A 26,788-nucleotide genomic window follows, 5' to 3' on the forward strand; every position below is an offset into this window, starting at 1 on the left:
CCGTGTTTCCATCGGAGGCAAGCATGACCGCCCGTCCACCGTCCGACCTGTCTTCCGGCACCACACCGGTGCCGGTTAGTGAGCCGACGGCCGTACCGGCATCCGCTCCCGCAACCGCCACCACCCCGCCGCCCGCCTCCGCAACCGCCGCCACGGTCCCACCGGCATCGGGATCGGGATCGGGATCGGGAGGAGCGTCTCCGGCATCGGCGCCACCGGCAGCGGCACCGGCGCCAGCACCAGCACCAGCGCCAGCGCCAGCACCAGCGCCAGCATCTGCACCGTCAGTGGCGGCGGCAGCGGCGGCTACTTCACCGTCGGCCGCTGCGGCACCGTCGGCGGCGGGGCCGGCAGGGCGTCCACCGCTCGCGCGGCAACCGTCAGCGGTGCCGACACAATGGACGATGCCGGCCCGGCCGCCGCTCGCACCCGCGCCGCCGTCGATATGGCGGCGACGCTGGCCCGGACCAGCGGCCGGCGCGTCACCGGTGGTGCTCACCCTGATCGCCGTCGCGGCGGTGATCGCCGCCGCCAGCATTCCGTTGGACCGGGGCGGCGTCGGCTGGCTGGTCAGCACCGTCGCCGGCACAGCGGCACTCGGCACGGCGATCCGCTGGCGGACCGGTACCCGGTCGACCGCCAGCACCCCGACAACAGCGAGCGACCCGGCAACGGCGAGCACCGTCACAACGGCGAGCGACCCGACAACGGCCAGCACCGTCACAACGGCGAGCAACCCGACAACGGCCAGCAAGCCGACGGCCGACGACCGGCAGGTCGCCGACGTTGCGGCGAGCGTGGACACCTCCGACGCCGGACCGACCACCGGCCGCCCAGCCGGCAGCGGCAACCCGGATCCGGGGACAGCCACTGGCAAAGACCAGGTACGGTCCGGCGCCACGGGGGCGCCGGACCGTACCGGAGCGCTCGAACCCGTACGGCTGCCCCAAGCCCGACCCGGTCTCGACCGGGTGCTCTGGGCGGCGGCGACGGTGGCGCTGGTCAGCGTCGGCACGTTCCGGGCCGCCGGCTGGCTCTTCACGCTCTGCCTGCTCGCGGCGGCGGTGACCGGATGCCTCACGGCGTTCAGCGGAAAGAGCCTGCCCGGCATCTTCTTCTCCGTCCTGCTCGCGCCCGCCGCGGTCTTCCGGTCCCGGCGCTGGGCGGCCAGCGGGATTCGGCAGGCCGATCGGACGGGGCAGACGGGGTTCGGCCGGGGCCTCGCCACCGCGGCCGTCTCGATCGCGCTGCTGGTCGTCTTCGGCGCGCTGTTCGCCTCGGCGGACGCGGTCTTCGCCAACCTGCTCGACGCGCTCCTGCCCGAACTGTCGGTGGCCACGGTGTTCCGCTGGATCTTCGTCGGGGGCACGGTCGGGGCGGGACTGCTCGGAGCGGCGTACGTCCTGAGTTCACCGCCGGACCTGAGCGGTCTGGAGCGGGCTTCCCGACACCGGTTGCGGCGGATGGAATGGGCGGTGCCGGTGGCCCTGCTCGACCTGCTCTTCGCCGCGTTCGTGCTGGTGCAGCTCACCACCCTGTTCGGCGGCTCGGAGCACGTCCTGGAGACCGCCGGGCTCACCTATGCCGAGCACGCGCGCAGCGGCTTCTGGCAACTGCTCGCGGTCACCCTGCTCACCCTGCTGGTGATCGGCGGCGCGGCCCGGTGGGCACCCCGCGACACTCCCGCGCAACGGCTGCTGGTCCAGCTCCTGCTCGGCGCACTCGCCCTGTTCAGCCTGGTGGTGGTCGCCTCCGCGCTCTACCGCATGAACATCTACACCCAGGCGTACGGCGCCACCCGGCTCCGACTGCTGGTTGCCGTCTGTGAACTGTGGCTGGGGGCGGTGTTCGTACTGATCCTGGTGGCCGGCGTACGGCTGCGGGCGACCTGGCTGCCCCGACTGGTGCTGGGTGCGGCGGTGCTCGCCCTGCTCGGGCTGGCCGTGGCGAACCCGGACCGGTTGATCGCCGACCGGAACGTGGACCGGTTCTTCCAGACCGAGAGACTGGACCTCGGGTACGTCTCTGGGCTCTCCGCCGACGCCGTACCCGCGCTCGACCGGCTGCCCGACCCGCAGCGCGACTGCGCGCTCCGGGAGATTGCCCAGCACCTCTCCGACCATCCCGACGACTGGCGTGGTGCCAACCTGGGCCGCTACACCGCCTGGCAACTGCTCCTGGACGACCCGGTCACCGGCCCCGGCCAGCACTACGGAACCTGCCCCACCTCACGCTGAAAGGTTAGGAAGGGCCCCTAGTACAACCGAATGCGATAACTAGGGGCCCTTCCTTACCCCGCACTTGACAATCGGCGGCGGGGAGTGAGACTGCCGGGTGTGGCCGCTTTCGTCGATCCGTCCCCCGATCCGGCGGCACCGCTGGGTGCACGGCGGTCCCGGATCGTGCTGGCCGAGGTGTCCCGGCGTGGTCCGGGTCCGGAACGGACCCGGACCGAGCTGACCCAGCAGACCCGGGTCGGCGAGGCGCTGGTACGCGGACTCGTACGCGCACAGCTCGCGCTCGCCCTGCGACTGTCCCTGGTGGTGGCGATCGGACTCGGCGGCCTGCCGTTGATGTTCGCGATCGCCCCGGCCGCCGGTGAGGTGAAGCTGTTCGGGGTGAACCTGCCCTGGTTGCTGCTCGGGGTCGGCGCGTTCCCGTTCCTGGTCGCGGTCGGCTGGGCGTACGTGCGGTTGGCCGAGCGTAACGAGCAGGACTTCACCGACCTGATCCAGCGACCGGAGCGCTGAGTGGAGAATCCGTACCTGGTCCCGGCGATCGTCGCGGTCACCCTGATCACGGTCGCGATCGGGTTCTACGGGCTGAAGCTGGCCCGGACCACCTCGGACTTCCTGGTCGCGTCGCGTACGGTCAGCCCGAACTGGAACGCGGCGGCGATCGGCGGCGAGTACCTGTCGGCGGCCTCCTTCCTCGGCATCGCCGGGCTGATCCTGAAGTACGGCGTGGACGTGCTCTGGTACCCGGTCGGTTTTGCCGCCGGTTACCTGGCCCTGCTGCTCTTCGTGGCCGCCCCGCTGCGCCGGTCCGGCGCGTTCACCCTGCCCGACTTCTGCGAGGTCCGGCTCGGCTCGCGCTGGCTGCGCAAGCTCGCCACCCTCTTCGTGATCTTCATCGGCTGGCTCTACCTGGTGCCGCAGTTCCAGGGCGCCGGGCTGACCCTGACCACGGTGGCCGGCGGCCCGTACGAACTCGGTGCGCTGCTGGTGGGGGCGGTGGTGACGACAAACGTGGCGCTCGGCGGGATGCGCGCGGTCACCTTCGTGCAGGCGTTCCAGTACTGGCTGAAGCTGACCGCGCTGGCCGTACCGGTGATCTTCCTGGCGTTGCAGTGGCAGTCGGACGGCCGTCCGGCGGTCACGCCGCCGGACGGGCCGACGTTCCGGACCGCGATCACCGTCGTGGTCGAGGAGCCGGCGACCCTCACCCTGCCCGACGGCGAGACCCGGGCGGTACGCCCCGGCGACGAGCTGACCTTCGCCGCCGGTGACCCGGTGCCACGGGTGTCCGGGGTGATCACCGACGGGCCGGACTGGCTGCTGCCGAGTGCGGCGGGGAGTCAGGACCGGGACCTGTTCGCGACGTACTCGCTGATCCTGGCGACCTTTCTCGGCACGATGGGACTGCCGCACGTACTCGTGCGGTTCTACACCAACCCCGACGGCGCCGCCGCCCGCCGGACCACCCTCGTGGTCCTCGCCCTGGTCGGCATGTTCTACCTGCTCCCCACCCTGTACGGCGTGCTCGGTCGGGTCTACACCCCGCAGTTGCTGCTGACCGGGCAGACCGACGCGGTGGTGGTGCTCCTTCCCAGCGCCGCGCTCGGGGGCGGCCTGACCGGTCAACTGCTCGCCGCACTGGTCGCGGCGGGCGCCTTCGCGGCGTTCCTCTCCACCTCGTCCGGCCTGCTCACCAGTGTCGCCGGGGTGATCTCCACCGACGTGCTCGGCCGGGGCTCGGTACGCGACTTCCGGCTGGCCACCCTGGTCGCCGGGGTGGTGCCACTGGTGCTGGCGCTGAACGTCTCGGGACTCGACGTGTCGCAGGTGGTGGGGCTGGCGTTCGCGGTCGCCGCGTCGAGCTTCTGCCCGCTGCTGGTGCTCGGCATCTGGTGGCGGGGACTGACCGACCTCGGCGCGGCGGCGGGCATCCTGGCCGGCGGCGGAGCCTCGATCCTGGCGGTCCTGGTCACCGTGGTCGGGCCGCCGCTCGCCGGGTGGCCGGCGACCCTGATCGCCCAGCCGGCCGCGTGGACCGTGCCGCTGGCCTTCACCGTCATGGTCGCGGTCTCGATGGCGACCCGTCGCCGGGCCCCGGTCGACGTCGGCGCCACCATGCTCCGCCTGCACGCCCCCGAGGCACTGCGCCTGTAGCCGACGACCGGCTCGTAGTGATCTAGGTATCACCCGGACCGACTCATGATCAAAAACGCCCGGTCCTGCAATAACCTCGGCTCGCACCGCACCCTCCACCCACACCGCCCGCAGGGAGTTCGCGTGTCGGCACTGCTACGACGGGCGCTCGGCGTCCACGTCGATCCCGGCGAGGGTGACCCGGTCGCGCGCCGCCTGTCGGCAGCCGCCGCCCGCCGTGACTGGCCGGCGGTACGGGAGATGTTCGACGGGATCACCGACCCCGACGACAGGTCGTTCTACACGCACGTGGTCGGCGTCGTACCGGGCGTGGAGAAGTGGCTCACGGCCGTGATCCGCGACGAGCCGTACGACGCGACGGCGCTGCTGCTCTACGGCTACCGGATGACCATCCTCGCCTGGAAAGCCAGGAGCAGCGCGGGTGCCGAACATGTCACCAGGGAGGGCTGGAGGAAGTTCTTCGAGCGCCTCCAGATCGCCGAGGAGGCACTCGACCAGGTGGTCCTCAAGGACCCGGACAACGTCACCGCCTGGTACACGATGATGATCACCAGCCGTGGGCTGCAGTTCGGCGTGGCCGAGACCCGCCGACGCTTCGACGAGGTCGTCTCCCGCCACCCGGGCCACCTGCGGGCACACCAGCAGCTACTCCAACAGCTCTGCGTCAAGTGGAGCGGCTCGCACGAGGCCATGTACGCGTTCGCCCGCGAGTCGATGAACCGGGCACCCGCCGGCAGCCCGCTGGGCAGCCTGGTCGCGATGGCGCACCTCGAATACTGGTTGCGCACCTCCGGTCGCACCGGGCGGCTCGACTTCCGCCTCAACACCCGCCACTTCCGCACCCCGAAGGTCCGGGACGAACTGCGCGAGGCGCTCGACCGCAGCGTGCGGCACCCGGACTACCAGCGGCGTCCCGGCTGGGCACGGGTGCACAACGAGTTCGCCACGGCCCTGGTCCTGGCCGGCGAGCACGCCACGGCAGCCGAACAGTTCCGGACGATCGGGCCCCACCTCACCGACGTGCCCTGGGTCTACCTCACCGCCGTGGTGCCGTGGCAGCTCTCCTCGCGGGGCTACCGGAGCCTCACGTACCTGCTCAGCGCCTTCGACCGTCAGTCAGGGCCAGGCCGGTGAGCTGACAGCCGTCGGTCGCCACGACCGTACGAGCGTTTTGTCCTCCGGAGCCGCTGATCGACCGGACCACCGAGGCAACCGAGATTCCGTACGGGCACAGTGACAGATCGGCACGGCACGGGCACGATTCGGCGCTCCGAGCGACTACCGTCAAGGGATGATCGGGGCTGAGCATGCCGCTCTCGCGCTGCGCGGGCTGGGCAAGCGGTTCGATGCCAAAGTCGCCGTGGCCAGGGTGGATCTCGAAGTGCCGGCGGGTTCGTTCTACGGCCTGCTCGGGCCGAACGGCGCCGGGAAGACCACCACGTTGTCGATGGCGGTCGGCCTGCTCCGACCCGACACGGGCGGGGCCTGGGTGCTCGGCCACGATGTCTGGTCCGACCCGGTACGCGCCAAGCAACTGCTCGGTGTGCTGCCCGACGGGGTACGCCTGTTCGACCGGCTCAGCGGGGCCGAGTTGCTGGCGTACCACGGGCTGCTCCGGGGCATGGAGCGGACGGTGGTGGACCAACGCGCGGGCGAGTTGCTGGACGTACTGGCGCTGGCGGACGCGGGCCGGACCCTGGTGGTGGACTACTCCGCCGGGATGAAGAAGAAGATCGGCCTGGCCTGCGCGTTGCTGCACGGGCCACGCCTGCTCGTCCTCGACGAGCCGTTCGAGGCGGTCGACCCGGTCTCCGCCGCGCTGATCCGGGACATCCTCCAGCGGTACGTCGCCGGTGGCGGCACCGTCGTCTTCTCCAGTCACGTGATGGAGGTGGTCGAGCGGCTCTGCAGCCACGTCGCGATCCTCGCCGAGGGCACCATAAAACGGGTCGGCACCCTCGCCCAGGTGCGCGGCGACCGCTCGCTGGAGGAGGTCTTCGTCGAGGTGGTCGGTGGTCGTACGGCCACCGGGGAGGAACTGGCGTGGCTCTGAGCCCGCAGGGCGCGGTCACCGGCATCCATCCCGTCTCGCCCCGGCACTTCGTCCGGCTCAAGCTGCGCATGATGGCGAACAGTTTCCGGGGCCAGGGCTGGCGGATCGCGCTCTTCGTCAGCGGCGTCCTGATCGGAGGATGGTTCGCCGCCTCGGGCTTCACCCTGCTCGCCCTGCCCGGCCTGGTGGGCAGCCGGGAGATGGCCGGCATCGCCGGTGCCTTCGGCGGCGCGCTGCTGGTGGTGGGGTGGCTGCTGTTGCCGCTGATCTTCTTCGGGGTGGACGAGACGCTGGACCCGGCCCGGTTCGCCCTGCTCCCGCTCTCCCGGCGCACCCTGCTCAGCGGGCTGCTCGCCGCCGCGCTGGTCGGGGTGCCGGCGGGCGCCGCCCTGCTCGCCACCGCCGGCCTGGTGCTCAGCGGCTGGGCGCTGGGCGGTTGGGGTGCGGCGGTCGTGGCCGCGCTGGGGATCGTCGCCGGCCTGCTGCTCTGCGTCACCGCGAGCCGGGCGGTGACCAGCGCTTTTGCCAACATGCTCCGGTCCCGCAAGGTCCGCGACCTGGCCGCGATCCTGCTCGCGGTCTGCGCCGCCCTGCTCGGCCCACTCCAGGTGGCGGTGCTGAGCGGGGTCGGACGGGCGGACTGGGACCAACTCGCCGGGATCGCCCGGGTGTTGAGCTGGACCCCGGTCGCGGCGCCGTACACGATCGGTCTGGACGTGGCCGAGGGCCGGGCCTGGGCGGTCCCGGTCAAGCTCCTGATCACCGCCGTCACCATCGCGGCGCTGCTGCGCTGGTGGTCGGCCTCGCTGGAGTCGGCGATGCTCGGCACGGCCAACGCCGATCAGACGGCGCAGGCGCGGGGGCCCTCGGCGCGGGCCACGTCGACCAGTGCCCAGCTCTTCCCCCGGGTGCTCGGCTGGCTGCCGCGCGACCGGTACGGCGCGCTGGTCGCCCGGGAGGCCCGTTACTGGTGGCGGGACACCCGGCGACGGGCCAGCCTGATCACCTTCTCGGTGGTCGGCATCTTCGTGCCGGTCACGGTGAACCTGGGCAGCGAGGGGCTGACCTCCGACACCAGCGGTCTGACCGCGTCCCCGGTGGTGGTGAGCCTGTCAATGATCTTTGTCGGCGTGGTCGCGGCGATCACCCCGGCGAACCAGTTCGGCTGGGACGGCAGCGCGTACGCGGCGAACGTGATCGCCGGGGTGCCCGGTCGGCAGGAGCTGCGGGCCCGGGTGGTGGCGTTCTCGCTCTACGTCGTCCCGCTGCTGGTGGTGATCGCGGTGATCCTGGCGTTCTTCCGCCGTGAGCCGGGCTGGATCGGAGTGCTCGCCGGGTCGCTCTTCGCCGCGTACGGCAGCGGGCTGGCGGTCACCCTGTACGTCTCGATCCTCAGCCCGTACGCGCTGCCGGAGAGCACCAACCCGTTTGCCATGAACAGTGGCGCCGGGGTGGCGAAGAGCGTACAGGTGCTGTTGGCGATGGTGATCGGTTCGGTGCTGGCGCTGCCGATGGTGGTCGCCACCGCGTTGCTCGGCGACGTCTGGCTCTGGCTGGCGCTCCCCGCCGGACTGGGGTACGGCCTCGGCGCGCTGGCGCTCGGCATCCGCCTGGCCGGCGACGTGCTGGACCGGCGGATGCCCGAACTGCTGGTCGCGATCACCCCGCGCCGCTGACCGGCGACAATGGGCCGGTGAGCGGAATCGAGATCATCATGGCCGGCTGCGGGTGTTTCACGTGAATCCAGAACCGGGTGCCCGGATCCACGACAGCGACCCGTTCGCCACCCCGGACGCAGACCGGTCGCCGCTGCGCCGCGTACGTGGCCGGCTGGCATCGCCGGTCACCCTCTGGACGGCCGGCGGCGCGAGCATGCGTACGCCCGGCGGTGGGAACGTGAGCGCGCCCGGCGGGGGCGGGCACGCGGCACCGGCGGGATTGACCGTCTCGTCGACCGTGGTTGTCGACGGCGAGCCGGGACGGGTGCTCGGCCTGGTGGACGAGGAGTCGGACTTCTGGACGGCCGCGTCGGCCACCGGCCGGTTCGCGGTCGCCGTTCTCGGCCCGGCACACCGACAGCTCGCCGACCGGTTCGCCGGCCTCTTTCCCGCGCCCGGCGGTCTCTTCGCCACCGGCGAGTGGACCGACACCGGGTACGGGCCGGTGCCCGCCGACGCCGGGGCCTGGATCGGCTGCCGCCTCGACGCCTCCCGGGAGTACGGCTGGTCACTGCTGGTGGAGGCGACCGTCGAGCTGGTCGAGCTGGTCGGCGAGAGCGTGCCGATGGTGTACCACCGGGGGCGTTACCGGGGGCTGACCGACTGAGACCGGAGCGGCCGGTAGTCGTACCGTCGCCGATCAGCGGCGTGACCGGGGTCACTGGGCGCAGCCAGTAGCCCGTTCGGCGCAGCCGACCGCCGCCCCCACCGCAGGTGCTTCCCGGCAGGTCGGCCGCCTCCTTACGGTGCGCGAAATCCCCCACACCTGCGAAGGTGGTGACTCCCCATGTCCACGGATGCTCCCGCACCGGCGAGCGCGCCGGATCGGTACGTCGCAGTACAACAAACGGACGAGTTCAGCGGGCTCCGCAAGGCGCTGCGCAGCTTCGTCTTCCCGATGACGGTGGCGTTCTTCCTCTGGTACGCCCTCTACGTGATCCTCTCCGCGTACGCACGCGGCTTCATGAGCACCAAGCTCTTCGGCAGCAACATCAACGTGGCCCTGCTCTTCGGGCTGCTCCAGTTCGTCTCCACGTTCGTGATCGCGTGGCTCTACTCCCGGTACGCCGACCGCAAGCTCGACCCGGTCGCCGACCGCATCCGGGAGGAGCTGGACAACGGGACCGACAAGGGGGATGAGTCCTGATGGAAGCCCTGTTCGCCGCGGCGGCACCCACCGACAGCACCGCCCGTACGCTCACCATCACGCTCTTCCTGGTCTTCGTCGCGGCCACCCTCGGCATCACCATCTGGGCCAGCCGGCAGACCAAGACCGCCACCGACTTCTACGCCGGTGGCCGCTCGTTCTCCGGCTTCCAGAACGGCATGGCGATCGGCGGCGACTACATGTCGGCCGCCTCGTTCCTGGGCATCGCCGGCATCATCGCGCTGTACGGCTACGACGGCTTCCTCTACTCGATCGGCTTCCTGGTCGCCTGGCTGGTGGCGTTGCTCCTGGTGGCCGAACTGCTGCGTAACTCGGGCCGTTACACGATGGCGGACGTGCTGGCGTTCCGGATGCGGCAGCGGCCGGTCCGGACGGCGGCGGCGGTCTCCACCATCACGGTGTCGATCTTCTACCTGCTGGCCCAGATGGTCGGCGCGGGCGCGCTGGTCGCGCTCCTGCTGGGCATCCGGCCGGGGACCACGTTCCTGGGCATGGACGCCGACGCCGCCAAGATCGCCACCATCATCCTGGTCGGCGCCCTCATGATCATCTACGTCACCGTGGGCGGCATGAAGGGCACCACGTACGTCCAGATCGTCAAGGCGTTCCTGCTGATGACCGGCGCGCTGGTGATGACCCTGCTGGTGCTGGCGCACTACAAGTTCAACCTCTCCGCGCTGCTCGGCGACGCGGCGGCGACCTCCGGCAAGGGGGACGCGTTCCTCGAACCCGGCCTGCGGTACGGCGTCGAGGTGGCCGGCAACGCCACCCAGACCTTCTACAACAAGGTCGACCTGCTCTCGCTCGGCATCGCCCTGGTGCTCGGCACCGCCGGTCTGCCGCACATCCTGATCCGTTTCTACACCGTGCCGACCGCCAAGGCGGCCCGTAAGAGCGTGCTCTGGGCGATCGGCATCATCGGCACCTTCTACCTGTTCACCCTGGCCCTTGGCTTCGGCGCGGCGGCCCTGGTGGGCGGGGAGGCGATCACCGCGCAGGACAAGGCCGGCAACACCGCCGCGCCGCAGCTCGCGCAGGCCCTCGGCGCCGACTTCCTCGGCGGCGACCTGGGCGGGGCCACCCTGCTCGCGATCATCGCCGCGGTCGCCTTCGCCACCATCCTGGCCGTGGTCGCCGGCCTCACCCTGGCGTCGTCGTCGAGCCTGGCGCACGACTTCTACGCCAACGTGATCAAGCGTGGTGAGGCGTCGGAGCGGCAGGAGGTACGGGTCGCCCGGATCTCGGCGTTCGTGATCGGCGCGATCTCGATCGCGCTGTCGATCTTCGCGCAGAACCTGAACGTCGCGTTCCTGGTGGCGTTGGCCTTCGCGGTCGCCGCCTCCGGCAACCTCCCGGCCATCCTGTACAGCCTGTTCTGGAAGCGGTTCAACACTTCCGGTGCGGTCTGGGCGATCTACGGCGGTCTGCTCAGCGCCGTACTGCTGGTGTTCTTCTCGCCGGTGGTCTCCGGGGCGCCGACCTCGATGTTCCCGGACCAGGACTGGCAGTGGTTCCCGCTCTCCAACCCGGGCATCATCTCCATCCCGCTCGGCTTCCTGGCCGGTTGGGTCGGCACGATCGTCTCGAAGGAGACCGACGAGGAGAAGTACGCCGAGCTTGAGGTACGGGCGCTGACCGGACACGGCGCGCACTGACCCCGGCTCGGTTGACGTACGACCGGTGTCCCGATCGGGGCCGGACGACCGCGCGGTCGTCCGGCCCCGAATCGCTTCTCACCGACACTCCAGTTCGGTCACGCGGTGCGACGGGTCGGCAACCGGGCGGTACGAGTGGGGCGGGAGTGGACAACGCCGCCCACCCAACACCCTTGGGAGATCGGCGTACTGGGTAGGCTGGCACCATGGTGGTAGCCCAGCGATTCGGAGAAGGTCACCGCATCCTCGTCACCGGAGGCGCCGGCTTCGTCCCGTCTCACCTGGTCGACGCGCTGATCGCCCGTGGCTGCACGGTGGTGGCGGTGGACAACTTTGTCACCGGGTCGAAGGAGAACGTCGCCCACCTGATCGACCACCCGCGCTTCACCCTCGTCGAGGCCGACGTCTCCGAGGGGCTGCCCGAGCACCACCCGGCCGTCGCCGCGCGTTTCGACGCGATCATGCATCTCGCCTCCCCGGCGAGTCCGACCGACTTCGCCTCGCTGCCGATCGAGATCCTGCGGGTCGGCTCGATCGCCACCCTGCACCTGCTCGACCGGGCCGTGGCGGACCGGGCCCGGTTCGTCATGGCCTCGACCTCCGAGGCGTACGGCGACCCGAAGGAACACCCGCAGACCGAGTCCTACTGGGGCAACGTCAACCCGGTCGGCATTCGCAGCGTCTACGACGAGGCCAAGCGCTTCGCCGAGGCCGCCACCATGGCGTACCACCGCTTCCACGGCCTGGACGCGGGAATCGTCCGGATCTTCAACACGTACGGGCCACGGATGCGGCCGGACGACGGTCGGGCCATCCCCACCTTCATCACCCAGGCGCTGCGCGGCGAGCCGATCACCGTACACGGCACCGGCGCCCAGACCCGTTCGATCTGTTACGTGGACGACCTGGTCCGGGGCATCCTGCTGCTGCTCGACTCGACCGAGACCGGTCCGATCAACTGCGGCACCGAGCACGAGGTTTCGATGCGGGAGCTGGCCGAACTGATCGTGTCGCTGACCGGCAGCAAGTCCTCGGTCACCTATGTCGACCGGACGGCGGACGATCCGGAGATGCGCCGGCCCGACCTCACCCTGGCGCACGACCGGCTCGGCTACACGCCCTCGGTCGCCCCGGAGGAGGGGCTCCGCCGCACGATCGAGCACTTCGGCCACCGCCTCGGCTGATCCGCCGCGTCGTACGGTAATTCGGGGCGAATTACGCCGTTTCGGCGGTTGCTGACGGGCGACCCTTGGCTCGGCTACGTACCCTGGGGCACATGTCAGCCAGTGCGTCCACCGGCCCCTCGTCCGCCAACGTCTATCCCAGATCGAGCGGCGGCAGCTCCGGACGTGCCACCGTGCCGGGCTCCGACTCCGCCGGCTTCCGCCCGGCCCGGGGCAGCGCGGCCCCCGGCCAGACCCGCAGGTACGGCAGCCCGGCCGGACCGGGTGGTCCCGGTGGCCCGGGTGGTCCCGGTACGCCCGGCGGCCCGTCGCGCCAGGGTCCCCGGCCACGCTGGGGCCGGATCGCGCTGGTGGCCGGCGCGGCGCTGCTCGTCCTGGGACTGGTCGCCGCCGGCGGCGCCTGGCTGTACGTCCGCGGGCTCGATGACGATCTGGCCCGTACCGACCCGTTCTCCCAGCTCACCGGCGACCGGCCGAAGTCGGTCAGCGGCGCGCTGAACATCCTGCTGGTCGGCAGCGACTCACGGGACCCGGACGCGCCGGTGGACCGGTCGAGCCAGTGGCGGGCGGACACGATCATCGTGATGCACATTCCGGCCGACCACAAGGAGGCGTACCTCGTCTCCCTCCCGCGTGACCTCTACGTGCCGATCCCGGACGGGGCCGGGGCGGACTGCGCCAGCGGCGAGCGCGGAAAAATCAACGGCGCGTTCGCGTTCGGCGGCCTGCCGCTGGCCGTACGCACCGTCGAGTGCGCCACCGACGTACGGATCGACCATGTGATGGCCATCGACTTCGGCGGCTTCAAGGAGGTCACCGACGCACTGGGCGGGGTCGACCTGACCGTCGAGCGGAGCATCACCTCCATCCACAAGCCGTTCCGCAAGTTCAACAAGGGCGTCAACCACATGAACGGCACCGAGGCGCTCGACTGGATCCGGCAGCGCAAGCAGTTCCCCGACGGCGACTTCGCGCGCATGCGCCACCAGCAGGAGTTCCTGCGGGCGTTGATGGACAAGGCGGTCAGCTCGGGGACCCTGACCAACCCGGCGAAACTGAACTCCTTCCTCAAGTCCGTCACCGCCGCCGTCACGGTGGACGAGGGTTTCTCCCTGGTGGACATGGCGGTCGAGTTCCGCAACCTGCGCGGCGAGAACCTGAAGTTCTTCACCAGCCCGCACCTGGGCAGCGACACCATCAACGGGGAATCGGTGGTGGTTTCGGACCGGGAGAAGGCGCTGGCGATGTACCAGGCGATGGCGGCGGACAAGATGGCCGACTGGGCCGCGACGACAGAGAAGCCGGCCAGCCCGCCGGCCAACTGATGGCGCAGTCGGCGCCAATGGCCCGACCGTTGACAATTACCACGGGTATCGACTCACTCCAATACCCATTGTGACCACAGCACTCCGACCAGGCCGGAATCCACGCCCCGGCGGTCGGCCCCGATCCGAGAGTGAGTTGACCAACCCGGACGGTGAGCAGCGCCGTTACCGTCCCACCACGCATTGTTTCGCGCAGGTGGTCGACGGCGGTGCAATCGTTGTCGTCGTCCGATCAGGACCCCGGGTCAGTAGCGCGATCGCTGACACGACACATGCTTGAAACGTGCAAAGCTCGCCAGATCCCAATTGTTTCCGTACAGTTGGCTCGCCCCCGTCGATCCGCGCCCTGGAGCGAGAATGCCGGTTCAGACCCGCCGACGTCCCCCGTCGTCGGACCCGACCGTGACGCCGACCCGCAGCGAGAACACCTACGGTTCCGCCAGCAAGACCGGCGGCACCGGCAAGCGCGCCCGGCGCAAGGACCCACTCTGGGCCCGACTCACCCTGATCATGGGTGCCGTGCTGATGGTGAGCAGCGGCGTCGCGATCGTCGGCAGCAAGGCCCTGATCAGCCAGGCCACCAGCAGCATCGAGCAGGAGAACCTGCTCGGCGGGGCGGGCAAGACGGAGGCCGAGGGCGGCAAGGACCTCAAGGGTCCGATCGACATGCTCCTGCTCGGGGTCGACGTCCGTGGGTCGTGGGACCCGGAGGACGTCCGCGCGGACACCATCATCGTGCTGCACATTCCGGCCAGCCACGACCAGGCGTACCTGGTCTCGCTGCCCCGGGACACCGAGGTCCAGGTGCCGGCGAACAAGCGGGCGAACTGGAACGGTGGCACGGCCAAAATCAACAGCGCGTTCGAGATCGGGGCCCGCAACGGGGGCGGCTGGGCCGGCGGCGCGCAGCAGATGGCGGCCACGATCAAGAAGCTCACCGGGATCAGCTTCGACGGCGCCGCGATCATCGACTTCGGCGGCTTCCGTAAGGTCATCGACGCGCTCGGTTCGGTGCGCCTCTGCGTGGACCAGCAGGTCGAGTCGTACCACATGAAGCTGGTCGACGGTAAGCCGATGTGGAACGCGGACGCCAAAAAGACCGGCAAGCCGATGAAGCCGGTGGTGCACAAGGTCGGCTGCAAGGAGATGGAGGGCTGGGAGGCGCTGGACTACTCCCGCCAGCGCTACGGCCTGAAGAACGGCGACTACGACCGGCAGCAGCACCAGCAGCAGCTCATCAAGGCGATGGCGAAGAAGGCGATGCAGGACGGGGCGGCCACCAACCCGCTCAAGCTCAACAGCCTGATGAAGGCGGCCGGCGAGACGCTCGTCCTGGACACCGGCTCGGCAAACGTGCCGGACTTCGTCTTCACGCTGCGCGGCGTCGCCGCCAACGACATGGTGATGCTCCGCACCAACGACGGCTCCTTCAACTCCACCACGGAGGGCGCGGAGGAGCGCGAGCAGCTCAAGCCGATCAGCCTGGAGATGTTCAAGGCGGTCAAGGAGGACCGGCTCGCCGAGTTCGTCGCGGCGAACCCGAGCGTGGTCTCCACCAAGAAATAGCTCCACCAGAAGTAGCTCCACCACGAAGTGGGCAGAGCGGGCAACAAGACGGCCGGGCAACGCTACAAAGGCCGCCGAACGGGTAGGCCGGATTCAGGCCGGACGTGGGAAATCCTCACGCGGCAGGGGTCTGGGAGGCTGCCACGTTCAGGAGTAAGCGGGTCAACCCGGCCAAGTCGGGACGCTCGGCAAACAAGACCGATCCACCGTCGGATTCGGCCGTCGGCCGGTCGAAGCCCGTACGCCGTGGTGCCCGATGGCCGAAAATCCTGCTCGGTGTCGGGATCGCCCTGGTACTGATCGCCCTGGCCGCCGGTCTCGGGCTCCAGGGCGTGACCAAGCGGTACGACCACAGCGTGGCCAAGGAGCTGCTCCTCGACCCGGGGTCGCGGCGGGACCGCCCCTCGACCAACGGTCCGCTCAACTATCTCCTGGTCGGTTCGGACCGGCGAAACGCCGCCGAACAGTCGGACCAGCGGGCGGACACCATCCTGATCGCCCACATACCGGTCGGGTTGGACCGGGCCTACCTGATCTCCGTACCCCGGGACCTGCTGGTGGAGATCCCACCCTCGCCCTCGAACGCGTACGGCGGGGGCTCCGACAAGATCAACTCCGCGTTCCACTTCGGCGGGGGCGGACAGCCCGGCGCGCGCCTGCTCTCCGCGACCCTGACCCAGGTCACCGGTCTGCGGTTCGACGGCGCCGCGTTGATCGACTTCTCCGGGTTCCGCAAGGTGATCGACCTGCTCGGCGGCGTACGCATGTGCGTCGACACCCAGGTCCGGTCGATCCACACCAACAACGTCTTCACCCCCGGATGTCAGGAGATGGACGGCGCCCGCGCGTTGGACTTCGCCCGGCAGCGCTATGACCTGCCCGGCGGCGACTTCGACCGGCAGCGGCACCAACAGCAGTTGCTTCGGGCGATCATGGACAAGGCCAGCGCGGGCGACCTGCGGACAAACCCCATCAAACTCGACCAGGTGATCCGGGCGGTGGGAGCCTCGTTCACCGTCGACACCAACGGCATGCCAACCGAGGACCTGCTCTTCTCCCTGCGCGGGCTGCGCTCGGACGGGATGAAGGGGATCCAGGTGCCGTCGCGGTCGGAGATGATCGGCGAGACCTCGTACGTGGTGCTCGACGAGGGCGCGACCGGCCTGTTCCAGTCGCTCCGCAGCCCCGACATGGATAATTGGGTGCAAGCTAACCCAAAATGGGTCAACACCCTATAAGGCCTACAGCGCCCAACTTCGCCGGACCGCAGGCGGGGCTCTAGGCTGGTTGCCGTGAACGGATCAAGAGTGCCCGCGGTCTCCGCGACCGAGGTCGGCGACGACGTGTACCTGCTCGACGTGCGCGAGCCCGACGAGTGGGAGGCCGGCCACGCCCCCGGCGCCCATCACCTGCCGATGATGGAGGTGCCGGCCCGCCTCGCCGAACTCCCCACCGACCAGGACGTGGTCGTCGTCTGCCGCTCCGGCGGACGCTCCGGCCAGGTGGTCTCCTACCTGCTCGGCAACGGCTGGGACAACGTACGCAACCTGGACGGCGGGATGCAGGACTGGGCGGCGGCCGGTCGTCCCCTGGAGAGCGAGAACGGGCAGCCGGCCCGCGTGATCTGAGATGACCGCACCCCTGGTCTTCGCACATCGCGGCTCCTCGGCCGCGTTGCCGGAACACACCCTCGCCGCGTACCTGCGCGCGCTCGACGAGGGTGCTGACGGACTGGAGTGCGACGTCCGGCTGACCCGCGACGGGCACCTGGTCTGCGTGCACGACCGGCGGCTGGACCGCACCAGCAACGGCCGGGGACGGGTGAGCGCCCGTACCCTGGCCGAGCTGGACCAACTCGACTTCGGCTCCTGGCACAGCGCCTCGGCCGGCGAGGACCTGCCGACCGACGTACCGGCCGACCCGAACCGGACCCGGCTGCTCACCCTCGACGGGCTGTTGCGCGCGGTCCGCGCCGCCGGCCGCCCGGTCGAACTGCTGATCGAAACAAAACACCCGACCCGGTACGGGGCCGACGTCGAGCGCCGCCTGGTCGAGTTGCTCCGCCAACACGGACTGGCCGAACGTGGACCGGACGACCTGGTCCGGGTGACCGTGATGTCCTTCTCCACACTGGCCGTACGCCGAATCCGTGATCTGGCCCCGCAACTGCCCACGGTGCTGCTGCTGGAGGTGCTGCCGCCCTGGCTGCGGGCGGGCCGGTTGCCCTTCGGCACCCAGATCGCCGGGCCCGGCATCGGGCTGGTCCGGGCACGTCCGAGGCTGGTGCCGGCGCTGCGCGAGGCCGGTAACCGGGTCTACGTCTGGACCGTCAACGAGCCGGCCGATCTCGACCTGCTGCTGGAGGCCGGGGTGGACGGCGTCATCACCGATCGTCCGGCGCTGATCCTGGACCGACTGGGTCGCTGAACGCACCCCCCTCGGCGCGGGGACCCGGTACTGCCCAAAGCCGATGCGAGGAGGCAGACTCGGGTCATGCCGGAGCGTCCCGATTACCCCGCCCTCATCGCCGGCCACACCGTGATCATCGAAATGATCAACTCGGGCGATGCCGCGCTGCCGGTCCTCAGCCACCTGCTCCGGGTATCCCAGCGGTCGCTCGGCGCGGCCGGCATGGCCTTCGTCGAGTACGGCCCGGCCCGGGGCAGGATCATCGCCGCCTCCGGAAGCGCCGAGTGGGCGCTCGGTCGGGCGGTGCCGCTGGACGACCCGGCCACCGGACGGCTGCGTACCGGCGCCCGGGTGCAGGAGATGCGGGTCGACGCGCTCTCCTGGGAGCTCGCCCGCCAGCCCGACGGCTCCGACCTGCGGCGGATGGCGGTCGCCCGGGCCGAGATCGGCGGCGTGATGATCGGCAGCCTGCACGCGTTCTACCCGGACGGCGGCGAGGACAACTGCACGGCCGAACACCGCGCCCTGCTGACCTACGTCGCCTCCTGCGTCGCGCACATGTACGGCGACCAGACCGGCCTGCCGATCCACGGGGACGCGGCGGTTCTCGCCGCGCTCGCCGACGGGCTGGCCGTCACCGATCGGGACGGTCTGGTCCGGCTCTGGAACCCGGCCGCGACCCAGATCACCGGTCGCGGCGCCGACCAGGTGCTCAACCGGCCGCTACCGATCCCGCTGCCGCCGCCCGGCCAGGTGCTCGACCACCGGCTGCCGGACGGGCGCTGGATCAAGATCACCTCGGGCGAGCTGCCCGGCGCGATCGCGCTCCGCGTGGTCACCTTCCGCGACATCACCGACCAGTTCCGGGTCGACCAGGAGACCGACCTCTTCGTCGCGGTCACCAGCCACGAACTCCGTACCCCGGTGACGGTGATCAAGGGGTACGCCGACACCCTCACCGACCACTGGGACTCGCTGTCCGAACCCGACCGGCGCCAGGCCGCCCGGGTGATCGGTCAACGGGCCGGCGAACTCGCCCGCCTGGTCGACCGGCTGCTCTCGGCGGCAACCGACGCCGGCCCGGTCGGTGGCGCTCCGCCCGTACCCTTCGACCTGGTCGAGGCACTGCGGGCGGCGGTCGCCGACCTGCCCGCGCACCTGCGCCGCCGGTTGGTCCTCGCGCTGCCGGCGGACCTGCCCAAGGCGCTCGGCGACCGGGCCAGCCTGGCCACCGTGCTGACCGAACTGGCCACCAACTCCGACAAGTACTCGCCCGCCGATTCCCCGGTGGAGCTGCGCGCCGACGCCGACCGGCGCACGGTGGCGTTCCGGGTCAGCGACCGGGGCGTCGGAATCCGACCCGAGCATGTGGAGCGTGCGTTCGAACGGTTCTGGCAGGGCGAGTCCGGCGACCGACGGCGCTACCCGGGCGCCGGACTCGGGCTCTATCTCGTCCGTCGGATCGTGGAGCGGCAAAATGGATGGGTTTCCCTGCGTCCCCGGCCCGGGGGCGGTACCGTCGCAGAGGTGCGGCTGCCCCGAGGGTGAGCCGCGCCAATGGATCCGGCGGTGTCCGAGGAGGCACGTCCGTGGCAACGGGGATCGCTGAACGCTCGTGGTGCGTGGTGGTCCCGCACGAGGCGAGCGGCGCACGGACAGCCCGCCAACGGCTGGCCACCGAGCTTTCCGGGGTCATCCCGGCGGCACTGCTCGCCGATGTGGTGGCCGTCCTGGCCGAACTCGTCGGCAACGCGGTCCGGCACGCCGATCCGCTGCCCGGTGGGGTGGTCCGGGTGGCCTGGCGACTGCGACCCGGCCCGGACTCGCACGTGGTCGGCATCCGGGTGACCGATGGCGGCGCGGCCACCTCGCCCCGGGTCAGGCCGGTCGGGCTGGACGCCGTGGACGGGCGTGGCCTGCACATCGTGACCGCGCTGGCGACCCAGTGGGGGGTCGAACGGGACGGGCTCGGCCAGAGCGTCTGGGCCGAACTCGCCACCCCCGCCGACCAGCGCCTGGTCGCGCTGCACTGAGCGGATTCAGGTCCCGGAGGGCCGACCGGCCCGGTGCCGGCGTGGGAATCATCTAGGCTGTCTCGCCGTGAGCAAGCGTCGAAAGCAGACCCGGTCCATGGCCGAAGCCAGTTCGAGCAGCGCCGTCGCCGGCGGCCAGCGACCGGCGCGCGAGAAGCGGGAAAAGGTCCGGGACGTCTTCGTGCCCCGGCCGTTCGAAGGGCTCGCCGACGAGGCCGAGTGGATCGCCCTGCGCGAGCTCGTGCCGGCCGCCTCCGCGCCGCTGCGCCTGCACCCGGACCTGGTCGAGAAGTACGGCGACCGGTCGGTGACGCTCTCCACCGTGCTGCCGATGGCCTGGCCGGCGATGACCAAGCCGGACGGGCGGGTCTTCATCGGTCTGCAACGCCACGACCAGTCCGGTGACGTCTCCCGGGATCTCGCGGTCGCCCTGCTGGCCGCCCTGGAGGCCGAGCCGGGACAGCAGGTGATGGTGCCGCCGCTGCCCGGTGTCGGTCCCCGGTTGCAGGACCTGCTGGCGACCGACCGGCTCGACATCACCATGCACGAGGGTTTCGACTACTGGCTGGACGCCGACGCGACCGACGACCCGAACGTGCAGTCCTCGCTCGAGCGGGCGAACGCCTCGATCTACCCGACCGTGCGGCTGGCGGCGGCGCCGGCCGCGTACTGGACCCAGGTGCCGGAGAAGAGTCACGTACGTTGGGTCCTGCCCGACGACGAGGACGCCGCGCTCGACGCGCTCTCCCGGCTGAGTGCGGCCGGCGAGCTGACGCTCGGCGAGGGCACCCGGTTCGCCGGCATGTTCCGGGCACACGGGCGGCTCGTACCGGTCTGGGACCTGCCCCGCGCGCCCGAGGCGGGCGAGTGGGAGACCCCGTTGGCCGACTTCGCCAAGCGGTACGCCGCCGCGCTCGCCGACCCGGCACCGCTGGACGGCGCCGCCCGTCGGGCCCGCCAGGGGCTCGTGGGACGCCAGCTCACCCTGCGCTGAGCCGGGGCGGTGGCGCTCCGCCGAGTCGCACCGCCACCACTCAGCCTGCGCTGAGCCGGGGCGGTGTGGCCGGCACCGGCGCCGGTTCGCGGACCAGCGGATCGCGGACCAGCGGGCAGGACATGCACCGGGGTCCGCCCCGACCGGAACCGAGTTCGGAGCCGGCGATCCGGATCACCTCGACACCGGCTCGTTCGAGCTGCGCGTTTGTTTCCACGTTGCGCTCGTACGCGACGCAGAGCCGGGGCGCGATGGCCAGCGCGTTGTTGCCGTCGTCCCACTGTTCGCGTTCGGCGGTGACCGGGTCGAGGCCGGTGTCGATGACCCGCAGCACGTCCAGGTCCATCGCGTCGGCGGCGGCCCGTAGGAACGGCGCCGGCCCGTCGACCTGCGGCTCGCCGTCCGGGCCGGCGACCACGGTGTACGCGGTCAGGGTGTCGGCGACGTTGGCGTACATCAGCACCAGGTCGACGTCGACCATCGTGCAAATGGTGTCCAGGTGCATGGTGGCGCGCTCCTGAGCGATCGGCACCACCAGGATGGTGTGCGCCAACCGGGCCTCGAAGACCCGGCGGGCCAGCCGCTCGGCCCCGGCCGGGGTGGTCCGCTCGCCGACCCCGACCGCTATCACCCCGGGGGCGAGCAGCAGGACGTCGCCACCCTCGATCCGTTCGAGTCCGGGTTGGTAGACAAAGGGGGTGCCGCCGAAGCGGGGGTGGTGTCGGTAGATCGCGTCGGTCAGCGAGGTCTCCCGCTGCCGGGCGGGCATCGTGAGACTTGTCACTGCGGCGTGGTCACGGATCCAGGTGGATGAATCCCGGGTGAAGAGAAGGTTCGGCAACGGGTCGATGACAAACTCGTGCCGGTCGAGCAACGTGTAGACCAACCCGCCGGGACGGTCCCAACTCGTACGGAGTTCCTCGTGCGCCAGCCCGCTGACGAGTACGTCGGCGAGCGCGGCCGGATCGAGGTACGTCAGGTGGTCCGCCACCCGTCGCCGGAGGGTCTCGCCCAGCCTCGGGTCGCCCAACACCTGTTCGGTCAGTTCGGCTCGGGCGTCCGGCAGCGCCAGTGTCTCGGCCAGCAGGTTCGCCAGGTAGAGCACCTCCACGCCGCGCGCCGCGAGCGCCGCCGCGAAGGCGTCGTGCTCCTCCTGGGCCCGGCCGACCCACGGGATCGCGTCGAACAGGAGCGAGCCGTTGTTCCGTGGCGTGAGCCGGGCCAGTTCGCCTCCGGGCCGGTGCAGCAGCACGGTACGAAGTTGGCCTACCTCGCTGTCGACGAAGTGTGTCACCATCGAAGCGTAGGGCAGGACTTGTCACCATCCGGGAAAACGGGCTGGGGGTGAATGTGGCATTCATCCATACTCACTCAGCGGTTCGTCTTGCAGAACCACCCGTGTGGCCACGTACGGTAGTGAAGACATAACCCGAGGGACCTTTTGCCGGAGGTCACGATGACTGTGTTTCCTGCGCGCCGCGCGGTACCCGCCGCCCGTGCCCTACCCGCACCGCCGTCCGGACCGTCCGGGACACTCGAGACCGTCCGTCCCACCCCATTGGACTGGGCCCGTCGCCGTCGCGCCGAGCGCGAGGCACGTCGGGTCGAGGCGGCCGGTGCCCGCGCGCTCAACCAGCTCGACCACCTCGGCCCTTCCTGGCACGTGATCGACTTTCCCCGGGCCGACCACTCGACGCACCCGCTCGACCTGGACCGGGCCGCCCGTGACGACCGCGCCAGCTTCCTCGCCATCGGACCCAGTGGACTCTTCGCGGTCACCATCGCCGACCACGGCCGGGCCCGCGTGATGATCGCCGGGGACGTGGTGCAGATCAACGGCAAGCGCCCAACGTACGTCGCCGAGGCGCGTCGCGACGCCAAGCGCGCGAGCAAGGCGCTCTCCACCGCGGTCGGCCACGCCATCCCGGTCACCCCGGTGCTCACCTTCGTCGGCTCGGGCGTGATCAGCGTCTACGGCTTGCCGAAGGAGTGTCTGGTCGCGACCCACCGCGAACTGGACCGCCTCCTGGTGGCCGGCGGCAGCCGGATCAGTGCCGCCACCGCCGAGAAACTCTCCCAGGTCGCTCAGGCGCCTTCCACCTGGTTGAACGGCCCCTACCGGTCGGCCGCCGACTACCGCTGGTACGACGGCGGCCGAACGGCCGCTGACAAGCGGGCCGGCCACCGGTAACGTCACGAGCCAACGTCACCTATCGGGGCGGGCGTCCGCTTCGTCCCCGTGCGACACCGCTCCACCCTGCCCGGGTTGGCGCGGTGTCGTGGCTCGCCGTCGCGACGCCCCCACCCGGGGTAGTACCGATTCGTCGCGGATCGGCTAGCGTAGGTGCGGTTGGTGGAGTGCATAGGAGGCGCGGTGGCCCACGTCGAACTCTCACTCACGGAGGCGTACGTACCGCGCGGCAACGACACCTCACCGGGTCACGAGTCCGACAGCTTCGCCCACTGGTCCGCCAGCGTCTCCCGGGCGGCCGAGCCGTGCCTGCTCATCGACCCCCGTGCCACCATCGGGGCGATCTCCGCCTCCTGCTGCACCCTGCTCGGTCTGAGCGAGCCGACCGAGGTGGTCGGCCAACCACTGCTCGGCGGCGAACTCCGCCTGCTCGACTTCACAGCGGCCCGGAGCGAGCTGACCGACCAGGAGGCCGAAAAGATCCCGCCACTGCTCGCCCTCAGCTCCGGGCGGCTCGCCCGTGGCCTGCTCCGGGTCCAGACCGGCGCCACCCCGGCCACTGACACCACCGTCGACGCGATCTCCACGCCACTGCTGGTCGGTGGCGCCGTCGCCGGCTCCCTCACATTCCTCGCCAAGGTCTGACCGCCCCGCCCGCTGTGGCGCTCGCCGCACACCGAGGAGTTGGGTGGTCACCCCGGCTCGCCGTAAGGTGCCCTCATGTTGGATATCGCTCTGCTCCCGGAGGAGTACGCGGTGTGCCGGCTACCGGCCGGCTCGACGCTCCCGGCCGGCCTGCTGAGCGGTTCGGCGGATTCCGGCGTCATGTCGGTGACCTGGACCGCTGACGAGGTGTCGATCATCTGCCGGACCGACCGGGTGCCCGACGGCGCCACGGTCGAGACCCCGTGGCGCTGCCTGCGGGTGGCCGGCCCGCTCGACCTGGCGCTGACCGGAATCCTCGCCTCGCTGGTCGTGCCGCTGGCCGACGCCCGGGTCAACATCTTCGCCTTCTCCACGTACGACACCGACTATCTGATGGTGCCGGCGGTACGGCTCGCCGAGGCCCTGGCCACCCTGACCCAGGCCGGGCACCGCGTCTCCGCCTGAGCATCTATCCGGGCGACGGCGGTTGGCCCTACCATGGGCTCGGTCAACTGATCGGCCACTCCGTCTCGGCTCAAGGAATCGGCCCGTGCTCCGCGCACCACTTTCGCGTACCGCAGTGGCCCGCCGGCTCGTCGCCAGCGGCCTGCTGCTCGGTTCCCTCGCCCTGGCCGGCTGTGGCACCCCGCCCGAGCTCCGGGACCCGCCGGGCAGCCAACTCCCGTCGCCGGCCACCGCCTCCGCCACACCGACCACCACCGACGCACCCGGCGTCCCGATCACGCCCGCGCGCACCCCGAGCCCCACCCCCGGCTTCGACGAGAGCACCGCGGTCGCCTGCCAGGGCCGCCCGACCGGTGACCAGGTGGTGGCCCTGCTGCGCCGCTCGTCCGACCTGATCCCGCGTGATGTCAAGGTGGACGTGCCGGCTCCCGGGCCGCTCTGCGCCGGGGACTGGCAGTACACCGTGCTCCAGGTGACCGGCCGGGAACCCCTCCAGGTGGTCAGCAGGGGACCGGCGACGTCGCTGACGCTGGTGACCGCCGGCACCGACGTGTGCAGCATCCCGGTGCGTACGGCGGCGCCGGCCGGTATCCGTACCGCCGCCTGTGAGTCGCCGCCGATGGTGCCGCCGCCCGGCGGGTACACCACGCCGACGCCGACCACCGGTGCGTAGGCTGGGCGACATGCCCGGCATACCGCCCACCCGGTTCGTCTACCTCGGTCCCGAAGGCACCTTCGCCGAGCAGGCGTTGCGCACCATCCCCGCCGCCGAGCGGGGCAGCCGTACGCCGGCCCGCAGCGTGCCGGAGGCCCTGGACGCGGTCCGGCTCGACGACGCCGACGCGGCGCTGGTGCCGCTGGAGAACTCGATCGGCGGCGCGGTCGGGGTGACCTTCGACGAGATCGTCGACGGCGCTCCCCTGATGATCGCTCGCGAGGTGGTGTTGCCGGTCGAGTTCGTCCTGGCCGCCCGCCCCGGTCGGTCGCTGGACGAGATCCGCACGGTGGCCGCGCACCCGCAGGCGTCCACCCAGTGCCGGGGCTGGTTGCGGGAGCACCTACCCGACGCCACCGTGGTCGACGTGCTCTCCAACGGCGCCGCGGCCGGTGCCGCCGCCTCCGGCGAGCAGGACGCGGCGATCTGCGCGCCGATCGGGGTGGCCCGGCACCGGCTGACCACACTGGCCGAGAAGATCGCCGACCACGGCGACGCGGTGACCCGGTTCGTGCTGGTCACCCGGCCCAGCTCGCCACCGCCGCCGACCGGGGACGACGTGACCTCGCTGGCAGTCTTCATCGCCCACGACCGGGTCGGCGCGCTGCTCGCGGTGCTGATGGAGCTGGCCGTACGAGGGGTGAACCTGACCCGGATCGAGTCCCGCCCGACCGGCGAGGCGCTCGGCCGCTACGTCTTCTTCCTCGACTGCACCGGGCACGTCGGCGACGACCGGGTCGGCGAGGCGCTGCGCGGGCTGCGCCGGATCTGCGCCGACGTACGTTTCCTCGGGTCCTACCCCCGGCACCGCTGGGGGGTGACCCCGCACGAGCGACCGGTGCCGGCGCCCCCCGGTCTCTCCGACGCGGACTATGCCGACGCGACCGCCTGGCTGGCCCGGCTCCGGGCCGGCGAGCTGAGCTGACCGGGTCACCGGTCACCCCGGCGACCGCCCGATCGCGCCGCCCGCCGGCTCGTCGGGGTGACTGCCGGCCGGTCGGGGTGACCGGTCCGGGCCACCTCGACCGGCACCGCCGCGATCAGCTCAACAGGCCGCCGAGCAGGCCGCCCTGCTGCTCCTGCTGGCCGCTGCCCTGGACCGGCGGCTCCTCGGACGGCTGGACCACCACGAAGCCCTGTCCGGCGAAGCTCATCGTGAAGGCCTCGCCGGTACGCCGACCGAGCAGGGTGCCGAGCCCGAGCTGCTCGGCCCGGTGGTAACCGGTCTGGAGGCTCGCCGACCAGCAGACCGCCGCCTGCGGGTCGACGTACGTGGGCTGGTCGACGTTGAGCACCACCGGGGTGCCCTTGGTCGTGATCGCGATCCGGCCGTAACCGCTGAAGACGCAGTTGAACAGGCCGGACGAGGAGGCCATGCCGGCTCCGCCGACCATCTTGATGTCGTACTGGAGGGTCGAGTCGAAGGCCAGCACGCTGGAGCCGTTGATCGACAGCGCGTCGCCCGGCTCCAGGTCGATCAGGTGCACGTCACTGGCGTAGTCGGCGAGGAAGACGTCACCCTGGCCGACGACCTTCATCAGCGGCACGCCCTCGCCGGTGAGCTTCTGCTTGAGGAACTTGCCGATGCCACCGGAGCCGAGCGCCTGGAACTGCACCTGCCCCTGGTACGCGACCATCGAGCCGGCGCGGGCCATCGCCTCGCCGTTCAGCTCGATCTTCAGCATCTTCGAGTTCTGCAGCCGCATGCCGGGCTGGGCGGACTCCTTCTCCAGGTTCTCCGCGGAGAACAGCGCGCTGCGCATGGGTGTTCCTCCTGCTAGGGGTTCTTGCCCGAGCTGCCACGGGACGTTGCCGAGGATAGGCAACGGGAGCAAGAACGCCTCGGCTCAGCCCCAGCCGAGCGCGTGCAGCCGCGCGTCGTCGATCCCGAAGTGGTGGGCGATCTCGTGCACGACGGTGATGGCGATCTCGTCGATCACCTCGTCGTCGTTCTGGCAGATGCGCAGGATCGGGCGCCGGTAGATGAAGATCCGGTCCGGCAGGACACCCGCGTAGTCCCAGCCTCGGCTGGTCAGGGCGTGGCCCTCGTAGAGCCCGAGCAGCTCCGGACCCCCGGCGGGCGACTCGTCCTCCACCAGGATCACCACGTTGCTCATCAGACGGAGCAACTCCGCGGGCACCTCGTCCAGTGCCTCGCCGACCAGTTCCTCGAAGCGCTCGCGGCTCATCTCGACCGGCACGCTCACCATTGTGCCCGATTCGCGGGCGCACGACCGGTCCCCGGAGACCGTACGGAAGAGCGCGGTGCCCCGGCC

The 26,788-nt window shown here is 71.0% G+C and carries 26 protein-coding genes and 1 pseudogene; 23 read left to right on the top strand and 4 right to left on the bottom strand.

What is annotated here, in order from left to right; translation table 11 throughout:
- Positions 1–75: 75 nt before the first annotated feature.
- Positions 76–282, bottom strand: a complete 207-nt coding sequence (locus tag ACI2K4_RS19165; RefSeq protein ID WP_404513051.1) for a hypothetical protein — start codon at positions 280–282, stop codon at positions 76–78.
- A gap of 104 nt (positions 283–386) precedes the next feature.
- On the opposite strand from ACI2K4_RS19165, the gene ACI2K4_RS19170 reads away from it, so the two are divergent.
- From ACI2K4_RS19170 to ACI2K4_RS19255, 18 genes and pseudogenes are all read left to right on the top strand, one after another.
- On the top strand, positions 387–2,237 hold the full coding sequence (locus ACI2K4_RS19170; RefSeq protein ID WP_404513052.1) for a DUF4153 domain-containing protein: 1,851 nt from the start codon (positions 387–389) through the stop codon (positions 2,235–2,237).
- Between the two features lie 141 nt (positions 2,238–2,378).
- The gene (locus tag ACI2K4_RS19175; protein ID WP_404513394.1) at positions 2,379–2,750 is read left to right on the top strand and encodes a hypothetical protein; all 372 of its coding nucleotides are present in this window, start codon (positions 2,379–2,381) and stop codon (positions 2,748–2,750) included.
- On the top strand, positions 2,751–4,391 hold the full coding sequence (locus ACI2K4_RS19180) for a cation acetate symporter (protein WP_404513053.1): 1,641 nt from the start codon (positions 2,751–2,753) through the stop codon (positions 4,389–4,391).
- 123 nt (positions 4,392–4,514) lie between these two features.
- Entirely contained in the window at positions 4,515–5,525 is a 1,011-nt protein-coding gene (locus ACI2K4_RS19185) for a hypothetical protein (RefSeq protein WP_404513054.1), read from the top strand.
- A gap of 160 nt (positions 5,526–5,685) precedes the next feature.
- The gene (locus ACI2K4_RS19190) at positions 5,686–6,444 is read left to right on the top strand and encodes an ABC transporter ATP-binding protein (protein WP_404513395.1); all 759 of its coding nucleotides are present in this window, start codon (positions 5,686–5,688) and stop codon (positions 6,442–6,444) included.
- The gene (locus ACI2K4_RS19195) at positions 6,435–8,120 is read left to right on the top strand and encodes an ABC transporter permease (protein WP_404513055.1); all 1,686 of its coding nucleotides are present in this window, start codon (positions 6,435–6,437) and stop codon (positions 8,118–8,120) included. Before ACI2K4_RS19190 ends, ACI2K4_RS19195 begins: the two co-directional genes overlap by 10 nt.
- Positions 8,121–8,169: 49 nt before the next feature.
- A pseudogene (locus tag ACI2K4_RS19200) lies at positions 8,170–8,769 on the top strand (flavin reductase family protein); the annotation flags it as partial.
- A 180-nt stretch (positions 8,770–8,949) separates the two neighbouring features.
- Positions 8,950–9,309: a DUF485 domain-containing protein gene (locus tag ACI2K4_RS19205; RefSeq protein WP_404513056.1), complete on the top strand. Its 360-nt coding sequence runs from the start codon at positions 8,950–8,952 to the stop codon at positions 9,307–9,309.
- Positions 9,309–10,985, top strand: a complete 1,677-nt coding sequence (locus tag ACI2K4_RS19210) for a cation acetate symporter (protein ID WP_404513057.1) — start codon at positions 9,309–9,311, stop codon at positions 10,983–10,985. Before ACI2K4_RS19205 ends, ACI2K4_RS19210 begins: the two co-directional genes overlap by 1 nt.
- A 206-nt stretch (positions 10,986–11,191) precedes the next feature.
- Entirely contained in the window at positions 11,192–12,169 is a 978-nt protein-coding gene (locus ACI2K4_RS19215) for an NAD-dependent epimerase/dehydratase family protein (RefSeq protein WP_404513058.1), read from the top strand.
- Positions 12,170–12,261: 92 nt separating this feature from the next.
- Positions 12,262–13,494 (top strand): LCP family protein, encoded by a 1,233-nt coding sequence (locus tag ACI2K4_RS19220; protein ID WP_404513059.1) that lies wholly within the window; start codon positions 12,262–12,264, stop codon positions 13,492–13,494.
- Between the two features lie 357 nt (positions 13,495–13,851).
- Positions 13,852–15,060, top strand: a complete 1,209-nt coding sequence (locus ACI2K4_RS19225) for an LCP family protein (protein ID WP_404513060.1) — start codon at positions 13,852–13,854, stop codon at positions 15,058–15,060.
- Positions 15,061–15,350: 290 nt separating this feature from the next.
- Complete coding sequence (locus tag ACI2K4_RS19230) at positions 15,351–16,298, top strand: LCP family protein (protein WP_404513396.1); 948 nt, start codon at positions 15,351–15,353, stop codon at positions 16,296–16,298.
- 54 nt (positions 16,299–16,352) lie between these two features.
- On the top strand, positions 16,353–16,688 hold the full coding sequence (locus ACI2K4_RS19235; RefSeq protein WP_404513061.1) for a rhodanese-like domain-containing protein: 336 nt from the start codon (positions 16,353–16,355) through the stop codon (positions 16,686–16,688).
- A 1-nt stretch (position 16,689) separates the two neighbouring features.
- Complete coding sequence (locus ACI2K4_RS19240; protein WP_404513062.1) at positions 16,690–17,487, top strand: glycerophosphodiester phosphodiesterase; 798 nt, start codon at positions 16,690–16,692, stop codon at positions 17,485–17,487.
- A gap of 66 nt (positions 17,488–17,553) precedes the next feature.
- On the top strand, positions 17,554–19,017 hold the full coding sequence (locus ACI2K4_RS19245) for an ATP-binding protein (RefSeq protein WP_404513063.1): 1,464 nt from the start codon (positions 17,554–17,556) through the stop codon (positions 19,015–19,017).
- A gap of 74 nt (positions 19,018–19,091) precedes the next feature.
- The gene (locus tag ACI2K4_RS19250; RefSeq protein ID WP_404513397.1) at positions 19,092–19,502 is read left to right on the top strand and encodes an ATP-binding protein; all 411 of its coding nucleotides are present in this window, start codon (positions 19,092–19,094) and stop codon (positions 19,500–19,502) included.
- A gap of 67 nt (positions 19,503–19,569) precedes the next feature.
- On the top strand, positions 19,570–20,496 hold the full coding sequence (locus ACI2K4_RS19255; RefSeq protein WP_404513064.1) for a DUF5926 family protein: 927 nt from the start codon (positions 19,570–19,572) through the stop codon (positions 20,494–20,496).
- A gap of 40 nt (positions 20,497–20,536) precedes the next feature.
- Here ACI2K4_RS19255 and ACI2K4_RS19260 read toward each other — a convergent pair whose 3' ends face one another.
- The gene (locus ACI2K4_RS19260; RefSeq protein WP_404513065.1) at positions 20,537–21,793 is read right to left on the bottom strand and encodes an arginine deiminase; all 1,257 of its coding nucleotides are present in this window, start codon (positions 21,791–21,793) and stop codon (positions 20,537–20,539) included.
- Positions 21,794–21,952: 159 nt separating this feature from the next.
- Here ACI2K4_RS19260 and ACI2K4_RS19265 point away from each other — a divergent pair, with 159 nt between their 5' ends.
- From ACI2K4_RS19265 to pheA, 5 genes are all read left to right on the top strand, one after another.
- Positions 21,953–22,687, top strand: a complete 735-nt coding sequence (locus ACI2K4_RS19265) for a hypothetical protein (RefSeq protein WP_404513066.1) — start codon at positions 21,953–21,955, stop codon at positions 22,685–22,687.
- A 183-nt stretch (positions 22,688–22,870) separates the two neighbouring features.
- A complete protein-coding gene (locus tag ACI2K4_RS19270) occupies positions 22,871–23,332 on the top strand; it encodes a hypothetical protein (RefSeq protein ID WP_404513067.1) in 462 nt (153 codons plus the stop codon).
- Positions 23,333–23,407: 75 nt separating this feature from the next.
- Positions 23,408–23,797 (top strand): ACT domain-containing protein, encoded by a 390-nt coding sequence (locus ACI2K4_RS19275; protein WP_404513068.1) that lies wholly within the window; start codon positions 23,408–23,410, stop codon positions 23,795–23,797.
- An 85-nt stretch (positions 23,798–23,882) separates the two neighbouring features.
- Positions 23,883–24,470 carry a hypothetical protein gene (locus ACI2K4_RS19280; RefSeq protein WP_404513069.1) on the top strand — a complete coding sequence of 196 codons (588 nt, stop codon included), beginning with the start codon at positions 23,883–23,885 and terminating at the stop codon, positions 24,468–24,470.
- A 10-nt stretch (positions 24,471–24,480) separates the two neighbouring features.
- Entirely contained in the window at positions 24,481–25,437 is a 957-nt protein-coding gene (pheA, locus tag ACI2K4_RS19285; protein WP_404513070.1) for a prephenate dehydratase, read from the top strand.
- A 115-nt stretch (positions 25,438–25,552) separates the two neighbouring features.
- On the opposite strand, the gene ACI2K4_RS19290 is transcribed toward pheA, so the two are convergent.
- Together ACI2K4_RS19290 and ACI2K4_RS19295 are read right to left on the bottom strand one after the other, a co-directional pair.
- Positions 25,553–26,275: an AIM24 family protein gene (locus tag ACI2K4_RS19290; RefSeq protein WP_404513071.1), complete on the bottom strand. Its 723-nt coding sequence runs from the start codon at positions 26,273–26,275 to the stop codon at positions 25,553–25,555.
- Between the two features lie 84 nt (positions 26,276–26,359).
- The gene (locus ACI2K4_RS19295) at positions 26,360–26,722 is read right to left on the bottom strand and encodes a metallopeptidase family protein (RefSeq protein WP_404513072.1); all 363 of its coding nucleotides are present in this window, start codon (positions 26,720–26,722) and stop codon (positions 26,360–26,362) included.
- Positions 26,723–26,788 lie beyond the last annotated feature (66 nt).

The sequence above is a fragment of the Micromonospora sp. NPDC050397 genome (genome assembly GCF_044901685.1).
In the GTDB taxonomy this organism is placed as follows: domain Bacteria; phylum Actinomycetota; class Actinomycetes; order Mycobacteriales; family Micromonosporaceae; genus Micromonospora_G.

Bases quoted from the DNA above. Each gene is read 5' to 3' on its own strand.
- ACI2K4_RS19205 (WP_404513056.1), top strand. From the start codon at position 8,950: ATGTCCACGGATGCTCCCGCACCGGCGAGCGCGCCGGATCGGTACGTC.
- ACI2K4_RS19210 (WP_404513057.1), top strand. From the start codon at position 9,309: ATGGAAGCCCTGTTCGCCGCGGCGGCACCCACCGACAGCACCGCCCGT.
- ACI2K4_RS19215 (WP_404513058.1), top strand. From the start codon at position 11,192: ATGGTGGTAGCCCAGCGATTCGGAGAAGGTCACCGCATCCTCGTCACC.
- ACI2K4_RS19220 (WP_404513059.1), top strand. From the start codon at position 12,262: ATGTCAGCCAGTGCGTCCACCGGCCCCTCGTCCGCCAACGTCTATCCC.
- ACI2K4_RS19225 (WP_404513060.1), top strand. From the start codon at position 13,852: ATGCCGGTTCAGACCCGCCGACGTCCCCCGTCGTCGGACCCGACCGTG.
- ACI2K4_RS19240 (WP_404513062.1), top strand. From the start codon at position 16,690: ATGACCGCACCCCTGGTCTTCGCACATCGCGGCTCCTCGGCCGCGTTG.
- ACI2K4_RS19245 (WP_404513063.1), top strand. From the start codon at position 17,554: ATGCCGGAGCGTCCCGATTACCCCGCCCTCATCGCCGGCCACACCGTG.
- ACI2K4_RS19260 (WP_404513065.1), bottom strand. From the start codon at position 21,793: ATGGTGACACACTTCGTCGACAGCGAGGTAGGCCAACTTCGTACCGTG.
- ACI2K4_RS19265 (WP_404513066.1), top strand. From the start codon at position 21,953: ATGACTGTGTTTCCTGCGCGCCGCGCGGTACCCGCCGCCCGTGCCCTA.
- ACI2K4_RS19275 (WP_404513068.1), top strand. From the start codon at position 23,408: ATGTTGGATATCGCTCTGCTCCCGGAGGAGTACGCGGTGTGCCGGCTA.
- pheA (WP_404513070.1), top strand. From the start codon at position 24,481: ATGCCCGGCATACCGCCCACCCGGTTCGTCTACCTCGGTCCCGAAGGC.
- ACI2K4_RS19290 (WP_404513071.1), bottom strand. From the start codon at position 26,275: ATGCGCAGCGCGCTGTTCTCCGCGGAGAACCTGGAGAAGGAGTCCGCC.
- ACI2K4_RS19295 (WP_404513072.1), bottom strand. From the start codon at position 26,722: ATGGTGAGCGTGCCGGTCGAGATGAGCCGCGAGCGCTTCGAGGAACTG.